Source organism: Exiguobacterium sp. TNDT2 (assembly GCF_003331145.1).
Lineage (GTDB): Bacteria > Bacillota > Bacilli > Exiguobacteriales > Exiguobacteriaceae > Exiguobacterium.
The window spans coordinates 223,415-241,409 of the sequence record NZ_QLVE01000004.1; the positions used below are offsets into that span (position 1 = coordinate 223,415).

Sequence of the window (17,995 nt, forward strand, 5' to 3'; positions counted from 1 at the left end):
ACAGAATATGCAACATCTAGGAGGTTTTTGTTAGTGTCAAAGAAGAAGACAGAGAACGTTAGCGTCTTTGCGCTTGGAGGCGTAGGCGAAATCGGGAAGAACATGTACGTCGTGGAACTAGACGACGACATCTTCGTCATCGATGCCGGCCTTATGTTCCCAGGCGATGAGATGCTCGGGATTGATATCGTCATCCCGGACATTACGTATTTGAAAGAAAATAAAGATCGGGTACGTGCGATTTTCATCACCCATGGTCACGAAGACCATATCGGTGGGCTCAGCTACGTCCTCCGTGATTTGAAGCACGTTCCCGTGTATGGGACGAAATTGACGCTCGGTTTGATCGAGCTCAAATTGAAAGAGGCGGGCTTGTTGAAAGAAGTCGACCTCCGTTTGATTGACGCCAAAACGAAATTGACTATCGCTGATCATTTCATCACTTTCTTCCGCGTCAACCACTCGATCCCGGACTGTGTCGGGGTCTGTATCCAAACGTCACAAGGCGCCATCGTACATACGGGCGACTTTAAGTTTGATTACACGCCGGTCGACGGGAAACAGTCAGACTTTAACAAGTTGGCAGCGATCGGCCAACGCGGCGTCCTTTGCCTATTGTCGGATTCGACGAACGCGGAACGTCCGGGTCAAACCGGTTCGGAGTCGCTCGTCGGTGCCGAGTTGAATGATGTCATCTATCAAGCTGAAGGTCGCGTCATCGTCGCGTCATTCGCTTCGAACGTGCACCGTCTACAACAAGTGTTCGCGGCAGCCGAGGCGAACGACCGCAAAGTCGCCGTCGTCGGACGCAGCATGGTCAATATCGTTGAAGTGGCGCAAAAGCTCAACTATCTTCGCTTTAAACCGAAGACACTCGTCGAGCTCTCGCAAGTGAATCGCTTGCCGGACAACAAAGTCGTCATCTTGACGACCGGTTCGCAAGGTGAGCCAATGGCGGCCTTGACGCGCATGGCGCGCAACGCCCATAAACAAGTGAATATCCGCTTGAACGACACGGTCGTCATCGCGGCGACACCGATTCCGGGGAACGAGAAGTCCGTCTCGAAGACGATCGACCTGTTGTTCCGCTCAGGAGCGAACGTCATCTATAACCAACGGAAAGTACACGTCTCGGGACACGGTTCGGCCGAAGAACTCAAGCTCATGCTGAACCTCGTTAAACCGAAGTACTTCCTTCCGATTCACGGGGAGTACCGGATGCAGATGGCCCACTCGAAACTCGCCGAGCAAGTCGGTGTGAAATCGAACAACATCTTCATCATCGAAAAAGGGGATGTCGTCGAGTTTACGGGACGTAAAGCCCGGATGACCCGGAAAGTACCAGCCGGTAACGTCTTGATTGACGGGATTGGGGTCGGGGACGTCGGCAACATCGTCCTCCGCGATCGTCGTCTCTTGTCACAAGACGGTGTCGTCCTCTGTGTCGTCACGTTGAACCGGAAACAGAAGAAATTGATTTCAGGACCTGAACTCATCTCGCGTGGATTCGTCTATATGCGTGAATCCGAAGAGATGATCTCAGAAGCGAACCGCATCGTCACGAAACAGATCGAGAAGAGTCTCCAGGCTGGAAGTGATTGGACTGAGTTGAAATCAAATATCCGCGAGCGGCTCAGCGTCTACTTGTTCGAACAGACAAAACGTCGTCCGATGATCTTGCCGATCATCATGGAGATTTAAGGAATTGAGATTGAGGCAAAAGTCATCAGACTTTTGCCTCGTTTTTTTAGGAGGAATCTAAGGTGGCACAAAAAACGAGAAAAACTCCGGTAAAGCGGAAGCGACCGACGACGAGACGTGCAAAAAAACAGCCCATCCCACTGCATACATATGGCTGGATCGCATTTGTCGTATCGATCACGGCGTTCATCTTCTCCCTATTCGATTTCGGATGGGTCGGCAATCAGACGTCGCTCTTCGCGACGACGCTGTTCGGGGGCTGGGGGGCACTGACGTATTTGGTAATCGCGTTCACGTTGCTCGTCTTTTTAAACAAGTTCCAGCCGATGCAGCGGACGGGCATCTTGTTCCTGTTCGTCTCGTTTCTTATGTTCGGTGATCTCGTATGGGGGGCCAAACGGGGCGCGGTCAACGGGGCGCTCTATCGACTCAACCAATATTTACTTTCCGATTTCGGCATTATTTTTTTAGGGGTCCTCTGCATGATCGTCGGCATTTCGCTGCTATCTCCGACGATTTGGCGGACACTCGGGGCTAGACTGCTTGAGACGGGTATGGCCATCAAACAAGAGTGGCACGACCGGGAACGGGTCAAGCCGGTCCAAGTGTCCAATCGGAAGAAGGCGGTTGCGGGACGAGCGAAAGTCGACCTGACACCAGCCTTGGTTGAACCCGAACCTGAAGCAGATGCGGTGACGATGCACGACATTCCGATCGTCGGGTTCAGTGAGAAAGTCGTCGCCGAGAAACGTCCGAAAGCGGATGAGGTGGCACAGACGGAAGAAGTGGCCGACCTACCGACCGAGGACATGATGATGACGGCGTCACAAGAAGTATCGGACACGTATGAGTTGCCGACGTTCACGATTCTCAGTGAGCCGGTCGTGACCGATTTGTCCGGCGAGAATGCCCGACTGAAAGCGAACGCGACGAAACTCGTCCAAACACTCAAATCGTTCGGTGTCGGCGTGAAGGTATTAAAGATTCACCTTGGTCCGACCGTGACGAAATATGAACTGCAGCCGGATATCGGAGTCAAAGTGAGCCGCATTACCTCGCTCAGTGATGACCTCGCCCTCGCGCTCGCCGCGAAGGATATCCGCATCGAGGCGCCGATCCCTGGGAAGGCGGCGATTGGGATTGAAGTCCCGAACCAAGAAGTGGCACCCGTCTGTCTCCGTGAAGTGCTCGAGGCCGACCCGGTCAAGCGGGAACAGTCACCGCTTCTCGTCGCGCTCGGACGTAGCATCAGTGGCGAGACGGTGACGATCGCCTTGAACAAGATGCCGCACTTACTCGTCGCCGGGTCGACCGGTTCCGGGAAATCGGTCTGTATCAACGGGATGATTGTGTCGCTCTTGATGCGAACCCGTCCCGATGAGGTCCGTCTCATGATGATCGACCCGAAAATGGTCGAGTTGAACGTCTATAACGGTGTCCCGCATTTGTTGACACCGGTCGTGACGGATCCAAAGAAAGCGGCCCAAGCGCTCAAACAAGTCGTTGCTGAGATGGAACGACGCTACGAGCTGTTCAGCCGCTACGGCGTCCGGAATATCGAAGGGTATAACGAACTCGTCGATAAGTCTGACGATGAGGACGCGAAACGTCTGCCGTTCATCGTCGTCATCGTCGATGAGCTCGCCGACTTGATGATGGTTGCCTCGAACGACGTCGAGGACGCCATCATGCGTCTCGCTCAGATGGCTCGGGCAGCGGGAATCCATATGGTGCTTGCCACCCAACGTCCGTCCGTCGACGTGATCACAGGCGTCATCAAAGCGAACATCCCGTCGCGAATCGCGTTCGCCGTCTCGTCACAGACGGATTCACGGACCATCCTCGACGGAGGCGGGGCTGAGAAACTGCTCGGACGTGGTGACATGCTCATGCTCGCCAACGGAATGAACAAACCAATTCGTGTGCAAGGCGCGTTCGTATCGGACCAAGAAGTCGAAACGGTCGTCAACCATGTCATTGCTCAGCAACGGGCCCAATACGTCGAGGCCATGATGCCGAAAGAAGAAGAAGTCACGACCATCGATTCGGACGATTCACTGTTCGAGGAAGTCGTTCAATTCATTTTGACACAGGAGACGGCTTCGACCTCGATGATTCAACGAAGATTCCGCATCGGGTATAACCGGGCCGCCCGCTTGATCGATTCACTCGAACAAGCTGGATATGTCGGCCCGTCTGAAGGCTCGAAGCCTAGGAAAGTGCTAATCAACCAACCAGAATCATAAGAATAAAAAACGAACAATTAGAAATTTTATTTCTCAATTGTTCGTTTTTTATTTAATCTGATTAAAGATGGTTCAATCAGGATGACCAAAATCAAAGTCATCTTTAGATGAACTAATATAGCACATCTGACCTAATCGATTCATTAAGACATACTAATGAATTCATTGAACCGCTTTCATTTTTTAATACCGTTTACATATTACGGCTTCTTTTCAATCGGCTAGATAACAGGTAATATAGACTAAGAGGTATGTCTTATCCCTTCACTTTAAAATATTTCCCTGATTCCGAACAAAAAGTATTGCGTTCTATTTCTCATATCCCTATACTTAATATTGGCAAGGACATTCATACGTCAGATGTCTGAGCACTGGTAAGAAATAGGTAAAGGTGGTGAGGCCCATGTCGATCAAACTCGATCATCGCTTGCTCTATCTTCGCGTGATTGAGAAAATCAAGCAAGATATCGACGATGGTGTCTATCGTGAAGGAGAGAAACTTCCTTCAGAATTCGAGTTGTCGAAGCAACTAGGAGTCAGTCGAGCGACGCTCCGAGAAGCGCTTCGTATTCTCGAAGACGAGAAATTTGTCGTGCGAAAACATGGCGTCGGGACATTCATCAGTTCGAAACCCCCGTTCACTTCGGGGATTGAAGAACTGTTCAGCGTCACGGACATGATTATGCGTGCCAAAATGACACCAGGAACGAAAGTGTTGGTGGCCGAAAAGGTTCTAGCGACCGAGAGGGAAGCCGAGCGTTTGAAAATCGAACCGAACTCACCGATTTATCGGATCGTCCGGATTCGATATGCGGATGAGACACCAGTCGTCTACTGTGTTGATAAAATCCCAGCTCATCTCGTCTCGAATCCGACGGCGTTGACGGAAGGTAAATCGTTGTTTGATGCGCTCGAAATAGAGGTAGGACGTCGGGTCGCATATGCGATCACGCACATCGAGCCGAGTGTGAACGCTGAAATTTCGACACAACTTCAAACGGACCAACCGTTACTGGCATTAAAGCAATTGCATTACGATGAGAGCGACTTACCGCTGCTCGATTCGGCGAACTTTTTCCGAGCGGACCGCTTCGACTTCCACGTCGTAAGAAAACGCGTCTAAGCACGTTCGTTTAATCGAAAAGGTTATTTTTGGGGAATAGCGTGAAAGCGCTTTCTTATACCGGTGTCAAGACTACTGATGACATGACAACCTTAATTGTTATGATCCGAAAGGGGAAACACGACGATGAACAAGAAAAAAACGATTCTTTCAGCTTTAGCAGCAGGTCTCACTCTCTCGACTGTACTCGCAGCATGTGGCGGGGATGACAATGAAGGGGCTTCAAACGGCGAAGGCGGCGGCGAAGGCAGCAACTTCAAAGTAGCAATGGTAACTGATACAGGCGGCGTTGACGATAAGTCGTTCAACCAATCAGCTTGGGAAGGTCTCACGAAGTTCGGGGAAGACAACAACTTGACAGAAAACGAAGGCTTCAAATATCTTCAATCTTCAAAACAAGCGGATTATCAGCCAAACTTGCAACAATTGGCGCGCGATAACTTCAACTTGATTTACGGAATCGGCTTCTTGATGGGCGAAGACATCCAAAAAGTGGCTGAGCAGTTCCCAGACAACAACTTCGCGATTGTCGACATGGTCGTGGATGCACCGAACGTCGCATCGATCACGTTCAAAGAGCAAGAAGGTTCGTTCCTCGTCGGTGTTGTTGCTGGTCTTACTACGAAAACTGACAAAGTTGGATTTGTCGGCGGCGTTGAGTCTGACTTGATCAAGAAGTTCGAGAACGGTTATAAAGCTGGCGTCATGGCCGTTAACCCGGATGCGACAATCGATGTGAAGTACGCTGAAGACTTCAACTCAGCTGAAAAAGGGACAGCCATCGCTTCAGGTATGTACGGAGCAGGCTCTGATATCGTGTACCACGCAGCAGGCGGTACTGGGGTTGGGGTATTCACAGAAGCGAAAAACCGTAAGAAGAACGGCGAAGATGTATGGGTCATCGGTGTTGACCGTGACCAATACGAAGAAGGTCTTCCAGAAAACGTAACGCTTACTTCAATGGTCAAACGTGTTGACACGGCTACTTACGAAGTATCGAAACTTGCGATGGAAGATAAGTTCCCAGCAGGCGAAATCGTTGAGTTCTCTTTGAAAGACGATGGTGTAGGGATCGCTGAAACATCAAGCGAAAACGTCTCGGCTGACGTCCTCGCAAAAGTTGAAGAGTACCGCACACAGTTGATCGACGGAGACATCACGGCTCCAGCGACTGACGCTGAGTTCGAAGAGTTCATGAAAACAGTAAAATAATTCATTGAGTTAGGGGGGACCCATGCGGTCTCCCTTTACTTAAAGTTAGGGGTGGACTTTCTTGGAATATGTAATTGAAATGCTCAATATTCGCAAAGAGTTCGGAACGTTCGTAGCCAACGACAATATCACCCTCCAATTGCGCAAAGGAGAGATTCATGCGTTGCTCGGCGAGAACGGGGCCGGAAAATCGACGCTCATGAACGTCCTGTTCGGTCTTTATCAGCCGGAAGGCGGGGAGATCCGCGTGCGCGGGGAGAAAGTGAACATTGAGAATCCGAACATCGCCAACGACCTTGGAATCGGTATGGTACACCAACACTTCATGCTCGTTGAGAAGTTCACGGTGACCGAGAACATCATCCTCGGCTCAGAGCCGAAGAGTGGACTGACGGTCGACCGGGCGACAGCGCGTAAAAAAGTCATGGACATCTCGGAACAGTATGGTCTTCGGATCGATCCAGATGCGAAAATCGAGGATATCTCGGTCGGGATGCAACAACGGGTCGAAATTTTGAAGACGCTCTATCGCGGAGCCGAGATTTTAATCTTCGATGAGCCAACCGCTGTACTGACGCCGCAAGAGATTCAAGAACTCATTCAAATCATGAAGCGTCTGATTGAAGAAGGTAAATCGATCGTCTTGATCACGCATAAGCTGAAAGAGATTATGCAAGTTGCCGATCGCTGTACGGTCATCCGTCGTGGACGTTATATCGGTACGATTGATATCGACGAGACGGTCAATGAAGACCGTTTGGCAGAAATGATGGTCGGGCGTGAAGTCAACTTTAATGCGGAATATTCCAAGGCAGATCCACAGCAAGTCGTCCTCGACGTCCAAAAGCTCGTCGTTAAAGACAGTCGCGGGCTCGAAGCCGTCGACGGCTTGGATTTACAGATTCGCTCAGGCGAGATCCTTGGGATTGCGGGGATTGACGGGAACGGACAGACCGAGTTGATTGAAGCCATCTCGGGCTTGAAGAAACCCGAGTCTGGAAAAGTATTGTTGAATGGGAAAGACGTGACCGGGTTCACGCCACGTAAAGTGACAGAGTCTGGTGTCGGTCATATCCCGCAAGACCGTCACAAACACGGTCTCGTACTTGATTACACGATTCGGGACAACATGGTCCTCCAAACGTATTATAAAGAACCGTTCTCGAAGCGTGGTTTGATGAACTATAAAGCCGTTGCTGAAAAAGCGAAAGCGTTAATTGAGAAGTTTGACGTCCGAACTCCGTCGGTCGATGTGCCGGCCCGTGCCTTGTCGGGCGGGAACCAGCAGAAAGCCATCATCGCCCGCGAAGTCGATCGGTCGCCTGACTTGTTGATTGCGGCCCAACCGACACGCGGTCTTGACGTCGGGGCCATCGAATTCATTCATGAACAGCTCATTAAAGAACGTGAAAAAGGACGCGCCGTCTTGTTGATTTCGTTTGAGCTCGAAGAGATTTTACACGTCGCGGACCGAGTCGCGGTCTTATATGAAGGGAAGATCGTCGGGATTCGTGATCCGAAAGAGACGACCGAGCAAGAACTCGGCTTCTTGATGGCCGGCGGTAAGAGAGGAGAAGAAACAGTATGAATAAGTTAAACTTTAATCGACTGCTGATTCCACTCTTGTCGATTTTAATGGGGCTGCTCGTCGGGGCGATCGTCATGCTCATCGGTGGTTATGACCCGATTCGTGGATTCTCGTCGTTGTTTGAAGGCATGGTCGGTAGCCCGTATGCGATCGGCGAGACGCTTCGCGCCGCGGCGCCGCTCGTCTTCTCAGGTTTGGCCGTCGCGTTCGCGTTCCGGACCGGCCTGTTCAACATCGGGGTCGAAGGCCAAGTATTGATTGGCTGGGTGGCAGCTGTTTATGTCGGAATCAACTTTGATTTGCCGATGTTCATCCACTTGCCGCTCGCAATTCTCGCGGCGATGCTCGCAGCAGCCGCATGGGCGTTCGTGCCTGGTTTCTTGAAAGCCAAGTTCCACGTCCACGAAGTTATCACATCGATTATGATGAACTATATCGCGCTCTACACGACGAACGCGATTTTGCGCAGCGTCATCGGAGTAACGAACGAGCGGACGGAGTCGATCAACGAGTCGGCGTCGCTCGCCTCACCATGGCTTCAAGAATTGACGCAGTTTTCACGCTTGCACTGGGGTGTCCTCATCGCCGTGCTCGCGGCCATCGTCTATTACTACATCTTGCAACGGACGACGCTCGGGTATGAGCTTCGCGCCGTCGGTTTCAACAAGCATGCCTCACAATATGCCGGGATGAGCGTCAACCGCAATATCATTCTCTCGTTCGTCATCTCAGGTATGTTCGCCGGACTGGCTGGAGCGATGGAAGGTCTCGGAACATTTAACGGCATGACGCTCAGTGCGTCGTTCACAGGTGTCGGTTTCGACGGGATCGCCGTCGCGCTCCTCGGGGCGAACACGGCCATCGGTGTCGTCTTGGCAGCCATCTTGTTCGCGGGCCTAAATATCGGTGGACTTGCGATGCAACTCGGGGCGAACATCCCGTCAGAGCTCGTCAAAGTCATCATCGCCGCAATCGTCATCTTCGTGGCGTCAGGTTACGCCTTTAACTACGTGATTGATAAATTCAAAGGAAATCGTAAGAAAGGAGTGGAGAAAAAATGAGCTTCTTAGAAGTCCTCTATATCGTCGTTCCGGTCGCGTTGGCCTATGCGACTCCACTCATCATCGCGGCGCTCGGCGGTATTTTCAGTGAACGTTCGGGTGTCGTCAACATCGCCTTAGAAGGCATCATGGTCATCGGTGCCGCGACAGGAATCATCACGACGCTCACGTTGACGGATATGGGGCTCGGCGGCCTCAGCCCATGGATTTCACTCCTGATTGCCATGGTCGTCGGTGCGCTCTTCTCGCTCTTCTTGGCCGTGCCGGCCATCCTTTGGCGCGCTGACCAGACAGTGCTCGGGGTCGCGATCAACATGCTCGCGATCGGACTCGCCATCTTCGTCGTCCGTGTGCTATACAACAAAGGGCAGACCGACTTCATCGAGTATCGGATCGCGAAAGAGAACGTGCCGATTTTATCGGATATCCCGGTCCTTCGCATGTTCTTCATCAACGTACAGTACACGTCGTTCATCGCGATCCTTCTCGCGTTCGTCGTCTGGTTCGTCATCTTCAAGACACCGTTCGGTCTTCGTCTCCGTTCGGTCGGGGAACATCCGATGGCGGCTGACACGATGGGGATCAATGTCACGAAAATGCGCTTCATGGGCGTCATGCTCTCGGGTGCGTTCGGTGGACTTGCTGGTGCGGTGTACGCTGTCACCGTCACGACGAACTTCAGCGGGACGACGATCGTCGGTCAAGGTTTCTTGGCCATCGCCGCCATGATTTTCGGGAAGTGGAATCCGCTCGGCGCGCTCGGTGCCGGTCTCTTCTTCGGATTCGCCCAAGCGTTGTCAATTATCGGCAGCAACTTGCCGGTCATCAGCAACGTCCCGCAAGTGTTGCTCTTGATTGCGCCTTACGCGCTCACGATCCTCGCCCTCGCAGGTGTCGTCGGACGTGCGGATGCACCGAAATCGGTCGGTATCCCATATATTAAAGGGAAACGCTAATCTTCAAAAGGACAAATGTCCATTTCATCCAGGTTGTTTGACGCTTAAGTCAAACAACCTTTTTTGTTATACTGGTGTAGAGGTGAGACAATTGAAAAAATGGTGGCAACTGCTGATCGCTGTCGTGCTGAGCGTCTCGCTCGCCGGCTGCTCCATCGACGACTGGTTCGCCGAACAAATCGACCCGCCGGAGTCACTCGTCGAACTCGAGGCTGACTTTCCGTCGGCGTCGGTCACGCCACAAGTCGCACGGCCGCTCGGAAAGACCGAGACGGTCACGCTCGATCGCGTCATCGACGGTGACACGCTCAAAGTTGAGTTCGAGAACGGGGCGACCGAGTCGATTCGTCTCCTGCTCGTCGATACGCCGGAGACGAGCCATCCGACGCTACCGGTCCAACCGTTCGGGGAAGATGCGAAATCGTTCGTCGAGCGCTGGTTGCCGGAAGGGGATACGATCACGCTCGAGTATGACGTCGGGCGCTACGATCGTTATCAACGCACACTCGCTTACGTCTGGTATGACGAAGCGATGCTGAACGAGGAATTACTGCGCCGCGGGTTGGCGCGTGTCGCCTATGTGTATGCGCCGAACACGCAACACGTCGATGCGTTCCGGGAAGTCGAGCGGGCCGCGCGTCAAGATTTGCTTGGTATTTGGAGTCTCGAGGACTATGTGACCGGCACCGGCTTCGACCACGAGGCGACCGAGCCGGCCCGACCGAGCCAAGAGACGGACGGGTGTGACATCAAAGGGAATATCAATCGAGACGGAGAGAAAATCTATCACGTTCCGGGCGGGGCGAGCTATGAGCGCACGATCCCGGAAGAGATGTTCTGTACTGAAGAAGAGGCGCGGGATGCCGGTTTCCGCAAAGCGACGCGATAAAAAAAGACATGTGCGCTCTTAGGGCACACATGTCTCGCTTATTCGTACTTGAGTGCGTCGCCATCGAACGATTCGTCCGCGACTTTGATTGAGTCGGTCGGGCATCCTTCGAACGCGTCCATCAAGTCCTCATACAATTCGTCTGGGACTTCGATCGTACCCGTGTTGTCGTCCATCAAGTTGAACGCGAGGCCTTCATCATCATAGTCGAAGATGTCTGGGGCGGCCGCTCCGCAGGCCCCACATGCGATACATGTATCTTTATCAACAATCGTAAATTTTGCCATTTGTAACCCTCCAAACATTTCGTCTCTCTACATAGAAATGACTTTCTACTGACTATGAGTAATTGTAGTCTACATACCCAAATTTATCAATGAGGAAACGAATAACGTTTTGGAAGCATAATTTTGACCGAGGAGGTGGAACGATGGTTCATTTAGCGGACGGGGTGTTATTGCTTTCAATCGAGCGCTTAAAAGGTGAACGCAGTGAGCGCAGTTTATTTCATGTGTTGAACGGCAAACGTTCGGCAACGACGCTTCAAGATGCCTTTTTTTATGATTTGGAACCAATTTTCGGATTGTTCCCTTATACGAAATACGACTATGAGAAACTGCTCGCCTCGTTTGAGAAGCGGGGGTGGCTCAACCGCTCGAGTTTCATATTGACCGAGGCCGGCAAGATGCTTGCTTCTCCGGAATCTGTCAGTGAGCTGTTCGACCGTCTTGGCGGCGAGTACCGTGACTATACGACGATGACGTGGAAGCGGCTCAGCTTGTTCGTCCAGACGTTCATGTCGCTCGAGCATGAGCGGACGTTCTACCCCGTTCAGGCCGATCGGTTGGCCGAACGTTGGGTCAAACAAATTGTCCGGACCGAACGGGAATGGCAACCGCTGATCCATAGCTTTCATCAAGAGCTTGAGACGGCGCTTGAAGAAGTCGGAGATCCGTATGCAACCGCCGTCGTCTATCGGTTCACGGGCGCGTTCGAGACCGGGTACACGTATGAGCAAATCGCGGCGCTTTTGGACGTCGATGCGCGGACAGCCCGGCTCTACTTTTTGGCCGGCTGGAACGCCCTGCTGTGGAAGTTGCCGCGGGATGCCAAGCTGCTCGGCTTTGCTCACGGTCTGTCGAGCGAGCGGATGACGCTATCGGCGCGAGAATCATATGAACTGTTCTCGGCCGGACGGACGTTCCAGCAAGTCCAGTCGCAGCGAAAGTTGCGCACGAGTACGATCGAGGATCACGTCGTCGAGATGGCGATGTATTTGGACGAGTTCCCGCTCGACCAGTTCGTGCCGACCGAGCTGATTCAAAAAGTCGAACAGCTGCGTGACGAATCGAGCTGGGCGCTCAAGCCGATCTTTGAACAAATCGGCGGGCTCAGTTATTTCCAGATCCGGTTAGTATTCGCGAGATTGAAACGAGGTGAGACATTTGTTTGAGAAGACGTTGAAGCGGGTGTTCGGTTACGACACCTTTCGTCCCGGTCAACGGGATGTGATTGAAGCGGTCGCCGACGGCCAGGACGTATTGGCCATCATGCCGACCGGGGCCGGCAAGTCATTGACGTTTCAACTCCCGTCCTACATTAAGAATGACGGGCTAACCATTATCGTGTCGCCGCTGTTGTCGCTAATTGAGGACCAGATGCTCCATATCCGTGAGCGGGGCGAACGCGGGGTTGCGCGATTGACGTCGATGGAGACACTCGAGGAGAAGCAGGACATCTTGAACCATTTGAAACGTTACCGTTTTTTATATTTGTCGCCTGAACAACTCGCCGTTTCGCACGTGACGCGGGCGCTCGCACGGACAAAAATTCAAATGCTCGTCGTCGACGAGGCGCACTGTATCTCGCAGTGGGGGCACGAGTTCCGTCCCGAGTATGCTCGTCTGGGTGAACTGCGTAAACAGCTTGGCAGCCCGCAGTGCATGGCCGTCACCGCGACGGCACCAGAGACAGTGAAACGGGATATCATCGAGAAGTTGGCGCTCTTTTCGCCGGCACAGTTCGTCCATTCGGCGAACCGTCCTGAGATTCGGCTGATCGTCGAACGCCTCGAATCGGAAGATAAGATGCGGCGGTTGAGCGAACTCGTCCGTGATGTGCCGAAACCAGCCGTCATCTATACGGCGACCCGGCGTGAGGCCGAAGCGCTCGCCTTTCATCTCGACGATGCCTTGTTTTACCATGGCGGCATGTCGACCGAGGACCGCCGGCTCGTGCAGTCGCAATTCTTGAGGGATGAGGTCGCCATCATGGTATGTACGAGTGCGTTCGGGATGGGTGTGAATAAAGATAACGTCCGATCGGTCATCCATTACCAAATCCCGGCCACGCTCGAGGCGTATATGCAAGAGATCGGGCGCGCCGGACGAGACGGTGAACCGGCTTTTGCCGTCTTACTCTATGCCGAGGGTGACGAACGCATCCAACAGTTTTTGATTGACCAACAATATCCGAAAGACAAAGATATCCGACTCGCCTACTTCGAACGCGATAACGGTACGAGTCTGTCCCAGCTGCCGCGTCTGTTGCGATTGAACGAGGACGACCCGGTCTGGGGCTTGTTGAGTCAAATGCTCGCCGAACGGACGCTTGCCGAGGCGATCGATTGGGTAAAAGATAGAAAGCGGGCCCGGTATCGCCAACTCGGACAGATGATGGATTATGCCCTCATCAAAACGTGTCGGCGTGACTACTTGTTGAACTATTTCTCGGAACAACCGGTCCAACAAGCGGATTGTTGCGACGTCTGCGGGAAAATCGTGTTCCCGCCACCAGTGCAACTTGTGACGAAAAATGTGACAGATTGGAAACATCGCTTGGCTCGCATCTTCTCCTTTGAATGATATCATAGTAAAATGATAAAAAAGGTAAAGGAGGGCACACGTTGCGACATCGGAACCAAGCGGACTCACTTCGTGAACAAGTGGTGGACACGTTGCCGTCTCGCTCTGAACGGCAAGAATATGAGCGAAAAGAGAAATTAAATGACAATTGGCTGAAGCGGCCACTCGCCATGATGCTCACATTGACGATGTTTGCTATTATTCTTGTATTTTTATATATAGGTCGTCACACCTTGTTTTTCTGACAATACGACGGGGACGTCGTATTTTTTTTATAATTATTCTCAGCTTCGTCAAATCAATCGGATCATCCCATCGATTTCTCATAGGAATTGCACAATAAAACAGGTAAAGCGCTTCAGATGGGTCTATACTGAAAGTGAAGAACCTGTAGGAAAGGAGGGGCTGCTGTGCCAAAGTACTCCATAAAGACGGTCGCATCGCTCACCGGGGTCAACCCGACGACGATTCGGGCATGGGAACGGCGCTATCAATTCATCGTGCCGAGCCGGACCGAATCCGGCCACCGGTTGTATTCCGACCAAGACGTCGAGAAGATTAAATGGGTCGTTGAAAAACAACGAGAAGGCTTGACCGTATCCCAAGCCATTCAACAACTTCATGAAGCCCCGAAGCCAAAGCCTGCCCGTCTCTATGATGAGGAGCTGATGGATGGGTTGCTTGAGGCGTTACTTTCATTTGACGAACGCAAGGCGCACGATTTAATCAATCGTGCTTTTAATACGTTCAGCTTTGAAAAAGTAACAAAAGATATCATCGGTCCGCTGTTGATGGAAATCGGGACGCGTTGGGAGAATGGGGACATCACAATCGCACATGAGCATTTTGCGACCGCCTTTTTGCGGGCCCGCTTGTCCACTCTCTCGTTACAGATGCCGATGAACCCATTTTTACCACGAATCATTTGTGTATGTGCCCCGGGCGAGATGCACGAGATTGGCCTGTTGTTCGTGACGCTTTATTTGCGCCAATACGGATATGACGTCATTTTCCTTGGCGCGGGTTTCCCGAAAGAGGATTTGAATGAGGCATTGCACGATATCGACGCCAAGTGCTTGATTTTTTCTTGCACGTTGACGGAACATATTGAGGGCTTGAAGGAAGCGATGCGCTTTATCCAAACCGATCATCCAAATCTTGTCATCGGGGCTGGAGGATATGCCGTCAGCCTTCACGCGACCGAGTTCGAATCGGCCTTCCTTGGGGATACGCCTGAAGCATGGACCGAGTGGTTGTCAACTATTTGACAGGTTGAACAAACGAGAGTAGCTTATAAAGTAGGATTGATTAATCTTTGGAGGTTTTCGTTTGAGATTTGAAAAGCAAACTAAAGAACATTTAAGGGTATATTTGACGGCGAGTGACCTTTCGATTCGAGGGATTGCCATCGATACGATCGTTGGCGAGAGTGGTCAAGACTTGTGGCGGGAATTGCTCGAGACGGCGGAAGCGGAATTCGGTTTCATGCCCCAAGGAACCGTCGACTTGAACGTGACGATGTTTCCCCGTGATGGGCTCGTCATCGATGTTCAAAAAGTCGAGGCGGCCGTTCCGGACGCAGATGTAGAGCAAGTCGAGATTCGTTTGACGATCGATGTGATTCATCATCTGATTTATCAATTTGACGATATCGAAGACGTCATCAATGCTTCGGTCCGTCTGTTTCCGCACATGCAGGATACAGACCAGGGCGGGGCGCTCTATCATTACGATGGACGCTATTATTTACACTTTGTCGAGGTGCTCAAACCAGATGTCGAAGAGCGTTTGGCCGCCATCTTGTCGGAATACGGTCGCACGACGACTGTCAGCCCGTACGTCATGATGGAGTATGGCAAGACGATTCAAACTGAACAGGCCGTGAAACAGCTGTACGATACGTTCGCGTAAGTACGGCTTTTTTTTATCGTTCTGTTTCTATTGTTTTCGGTCGTCGCATGGTATGATAAAATTTGAATTTTTCATAAGTTAGCTGAAGGAGAGATTTGATGAAAGTCGCAGTATTATATGGTGGTGTATCAGGTGAGCGAGAAGTTTCGCTCACGAGTGGTAAAGGAATGATTGAAGCGCTCGAAGAACGCGGTCATGAGGTCGTAGCGATTGATTTTCATCCGGACCGGGCCGATGAGCTGTTGACGCTTCAAGCGGACGTCGTCGTCAGCGCCCTGCATGGCAAATACGGAGAAGATGGACGCGTCCAGTCACTCTTGGAGATGGCCGGATTGCCGTACACGGGATCGGGTGTCTTAGCGTCAGCGCTCGCGATGGACAAGGCCCGCGCAAAAATCATGTTTGCCGCTGCCGGCATTCGTATCGCCCGTGATGTTCTCATCGAAACGGGAGACGAGATCGATGCGAAACTCGTTGAGTGGGGCGATGAGTTCCCATGTGTCGTTAAGCCGGCCCAAGAAGGGTCATCGAACGGATTGACGATCGCGATGGACGAAGCGATGCTCCGCGAAGGGATCACAAAAGCGTTTCAGTGCGATACGGCCGTCTTGGTCGAACAATATATTAAAGGCCGTGAATTGACGGTACCTGTCCTTGGAAATCACGGGACCGAAGCCGCGTTGCCGGTCATAGAGATCATCCCGAAAAACGAGTTTTACGACTACGAGTCGAAGTATTCTGAGGGCGGTTCGATTCACGTCTGTCCGGCCGAGTTGTCGGATGCATTGACTGAGGAAGTTCAAGAGGCTGCCATCAACGCGCACCGTGCCCTCGGTTGCAGCGGTTATTCCCGTTCGGACTTCCTCGTGTCTGAAGATGGGCTCGCTTATATCTTAGAGACGAACACGCTCCCGGGCATGACGCCGCTCAGCTTGTTCCCGGACAGCGCCCGCGCCGTCGGGATCTCGTACGGTGAGCTGTTAGAGCGATTCATCGAACTCGCACTCGAAAAATAAGAAGGGACCACCCTTCTTATTTGTTTTAGAAAACGCTTTCATTATTTTTGTAAAAGCCTTTCAAATTGGGCGCGTATCAGCTATACTTTTAAACGAATACGAGGTTGATTCTTGGGGGAGAATTGACAATTTAGGGGAGGAAACCTTCATGATTACGGATCAAGAAAAAGGTCATCAAAAACGAAAAAACATCCTTGAATCGACACAAGAAGTGATACACGAGGCGCTTGAAAAACTCGGGTATCCAGAAGAGATGTACGAGCTCTTGAAAGAGCCGCTTCGGATGTTGACCGTCCGCATCCCGGTACGTATGGATGATGGATCGACAAAAATTTTCACAGGATATCGGGCCCAACATAACGATGCCGTCGGACCGACGAAAGGTGGAATCCGGTTCCATCCGAGCGTGACGGAAGTCGAAGTGAAGGCGTTGTCGGTCTGGATGAGCTTGAAAGCCGGCATCGTCGACCTTCCATATGGCGGCGGTAAAGGTGGAATCGTCTGTGATCCGCGTGAGATGAGTTTCCGTGAAATTGAACGATTGAGCCGAGGTTATGTCCGGGCCATCAGTCAATTCGTCGGGCCGACAAAAGATATCCCGGCGCCGGACGTGTTTACGAATTCGCAAATCATGGCATGGATGATGGATGAGTACAGCCGCATCGATGAATTCAACTCACCTGGTTTCATCACCGGTAAACCGCTCGTCCTTGGCGGTTCGCATGGACGTGAGACGGCGACGGCAAAAGGTGTCGCCATCATGATCCGAGAGGCTGCGCTGCGCCGAGGGATCGAACTGAAAGGGGCGCGTGTCGTCGTCCAAGGGTTCGGGAACGCCGGAAGCTTCTTATCGAAGTTCATGCATGACGCCGGGGCGAAAGTCATCGCCGTCAGCGATGCGTACGGTGCGATTCATGACGAGAACGGTCTCGACATCCCGTATCTTCTCGATCGTCGAGATTCGTTCGGGACGATCTCGACGCTCTTCAAGAACACGATTTCGAACAAAGAGATGCTTGAACTCGACTGTGACATTTTGGTCCCGGCCGCGATCGAGAACCAAATCACCGAGGACAATGCCGATAATATCAAAGCATCGATCGTCGTCGAGGCCGCCAACGGACCGACGACGAACGAAGCGACCCGCATCTTGACGGAACGCGGCATCCTGCTCGTTCCAGACGTGCTCGCGTCGAGCGGCGGGGTGACGGTCTCGTACTTCGAATGGGTCCAAAACAACCAAGGTTACTATTGGACAGAAGAGGAAGTGGAAGAGAAGCTTGAAAAAGTGCTCGTCCACTCGTTCAATACGGTATACAACACCTCGTCGGCGCGTAAAGTCGACATGCGTCTCGCTGCCTATATGGTCGGTGTGCGTAAGATGGCGGAAGCGTCGCGTTTCCGCGGTTGGGTATAACAAAAGAGAGG

The 17,995-nt window shown here is 52.1% G+C and carries 16 protein-coding genes; 15 read left to right on the forward strand and 1 reads right to left on the reverse strand.

Annotated elements, in window-relative coordinates; all coding sequences use genetic code 11:
* Nucleotides 1-33: 33 nt before the first annotated feature.
* The 8 genes from DPV68_RS04380 to DPV68_RS04415 all read left to right on the forward strand — a co-directional run bounded on the left by DPV68_RS04380 (nucleotide 34) and on the right by DPV68_RS04415 (nucleotide 10,776).
* The gene (locus tag DPV68_RS04380; RefSeq protein ID WP_114165585.1) at nucleotides 34-1,701 is read left to right on the forward strand and encodes a ribonuclease J; all 1,668 of its coding nucleotides are present in this window, start codon (nucleotides 34-36) and stop codon (nucleotides 1,699-1,701) included.
* A gap of 62 nt (nucleotides 1,702-1,763) precedes the next feature.
* Nucleotides 1,764-3,947: a DNA translocase FtsK gene (locus DPV68_RS04385; RefSeq protein ID WP_114165586.1), complete on the forward strand. Its 2,184-nt coding sequence runs from the start codon at nucleotides 1,764-1,766 to the stop codon at nucleotides 3,945-3,947.
* Between the two features lie 403 nt (nucleotides 3,948-4,350).
* Complete coding sequence (locus tag DPV68_RS04390; RefSeq protein ID WP_114165587.1) at nucleotides 4,351-5,070, forward strand: GntR family transcriptional regulator; 720 nt, start codon at nucleotides 4,351-4,353, stop codon at nucleotides 5,068-5,070.
* Between the two features lie 126 nt (nucleotides 5,071-5,196).
* A complete protein-coding gene (locus tag DPV68_RS04395) occupies nucleotides 5,197-6,282 on the forward strand; it encodes a BMP family lipoprotein (RefSeq protein WP_114165588.1) in 1,086 nt (361 codons plus the stop codon).
* Nucleotides 6,283-6,343: 61 nt separating this feature from the next.
* Complete coding sequence (locus DPV68_RS04400) at nucleotides 6,344-7,870, forward strand: ABC transporter ATP-binding protein (RefSeq protein ID WP_114165589.1); 1,527 nt, start codon at nucleotides 6,344-6,346, stop codon at nucleotides 7,868-7,870.
* The gene (locus tag DPV68_RS04405; protein WP_114165590.1) at nucleotides 7,867-8,931 is read left to right on the forward strand and encodes an ABC transporter permease; all 1,065 of its coding nucleotides are present in this window, start codon (nucleotides 7,867-7,869) and stop codon (nucleotides 8,929-8,931) included. The genes DPV68_RS04400 and DPV68_RS04405 overlap by 4 nt, the downstream gene beginning before the upstream one ends.
* The gene (locus tag DPV68_RS04410; protein ID WP_114165591.1) at nucleotides 8,928-9,887 is read left to right on the forward strand and encodes an ABC transporter permease; all 960 of its coding nucleotides are present in this window, start codon (nucleotides 8,928-8,930) and stop codon (nucleotides 9,885-9,887) included. The genes DPV68_RS04405 and DPV68_RS04410 overlap by 4 nt, the downstream gene beginning before the upstream one ends.
* A gap of 82 nt (nucleotides 9,888-9,969) precedes the next feature.
* Nucleotides 9,970-10,776 carry a thermonuclease family protein gene (locus DPV68_RS04415; RefSeq protein ID WP_114165592.1) on the forward strand — a complete coding sequence of 269 codons (807 nt, stop codon included), beginning with the start codon at nucleotides 9,970-9,972 and terminating at the stop codon, nucleotides 10,774-10,776.
* A gap of 38 nt (nucleotides 10,777-10,814) precedes the next feature.
* On the opposite strand, the gene DPV68_RS04420 is transcribed toward DPV68_RS04415, so the two are convergent.
* Nucleotides 10,815-11,063, reverse strand: coding sequence for a ferredoxin (locus tag DPV68_RS04420; RefSeq protein WP_021067177.1), 249 nt, complete (start codon nucleotides 11,061-11,063; stop codon nucleotides 10,815-10,817).
* A gap of 143 nt (nucleotides 11,064-11,206) precedes the next feature.
* Between DPV68_RS04420 and DPV68_RS04425 the strand changes: the two genes are divergently transcribed.
* From DPV68_RS04425 to DPV68_RS04455, 7 genes are all read left to right on the forward strand, one after another.
* Nucleotides 11,207-12,229 (forward strand): YpbB family protein, encoded by a 1,023-nt coding sequence (locus DPV68_RS04425; RefSeq protein ID WP_232819493.1) that lies wholly within the window; start codon nucleotides 11,207-11,209, stop codon nucleotides 12,227-12,229.
* Complete coding sequence (locus DPV68_RS04430; protein ID WP_114165593.1) at nucleotides 12,213-13,640, forward strand: RecQ family ATP-dependent DNA helicase; 1,428 nt, start codon at nucleotides 12,213-12,215, stop codon at nucleotides 13,638-13,640. Before DPV68_RS04425 ends, DPV68_RS04430 begins: the two co-directional genes overlap by 17 nt.
* Before the next feature lie 41 nt (nucleotides 13,641-13,681).
* Nucleotides 13,682-13,885, forward strand: a complete 204-nt coding sequence (locus DPV68_RS04435) for a hypothetical protein (RefSeq protein WP_114165594.1) — start codon at nucleotides 13,682-13,684, stop codon at nucleotides 13,883-13,885.
* A gap of 165 nt (nucleotides 13,886-14,050) precedes the next feature.
* A complete protein-coding gene (locus DPV68_RS04440) occupies nucleotides 14,051-14,908 on the forward strand; it encodes a MerR family transcriptional regulator (RefSeq protein ID WP_114165595.1) in 858 nt (285 codons plus the stop codon).
* A 61-nt stretch (nucleotides 14,909-14,969) separates the two neighbouring features.
* On the forward strand, nucleotides 14,970-15,551 hold the full coding sequence (locus tag DPV68_RS04445) for an adaptor protein MecA (protein WP_114165596.1): 582 nt from the start codon (nucleotides 14,970-14,972) through the stop codon (nucleotides 15,549-15,551).
* Nucleotides 15,552-15,649: 98 nt separating this feature from the next.
* Nucleotides 15,650-16,567, forward strand: coding sequence for a D-alanine--D-alanine ligase (locus DPV68_RS04450; protein WP_114165597.1), 918 nt, complete (start codon nucleotides 15,650-15,652; stop codon nucleotides 16,565-16,567).
* A 148-nt stretch (nucleotides 16,568-16,715) separates the two neighbouring features.
* A complete protein-coding gene (locus DPV68_RS04455) occupies nucleotides 16,716-17,984 on the forward strand; it encodes a Glu/Leu/Phe/Val family dehydrogenase (RefSeq protein WP_114165598.1) in 1,269 nt (422 codons plus the stop codon).
* Nucleotides 17,985-17,995 lie beyond the last annotated feature (11 nt).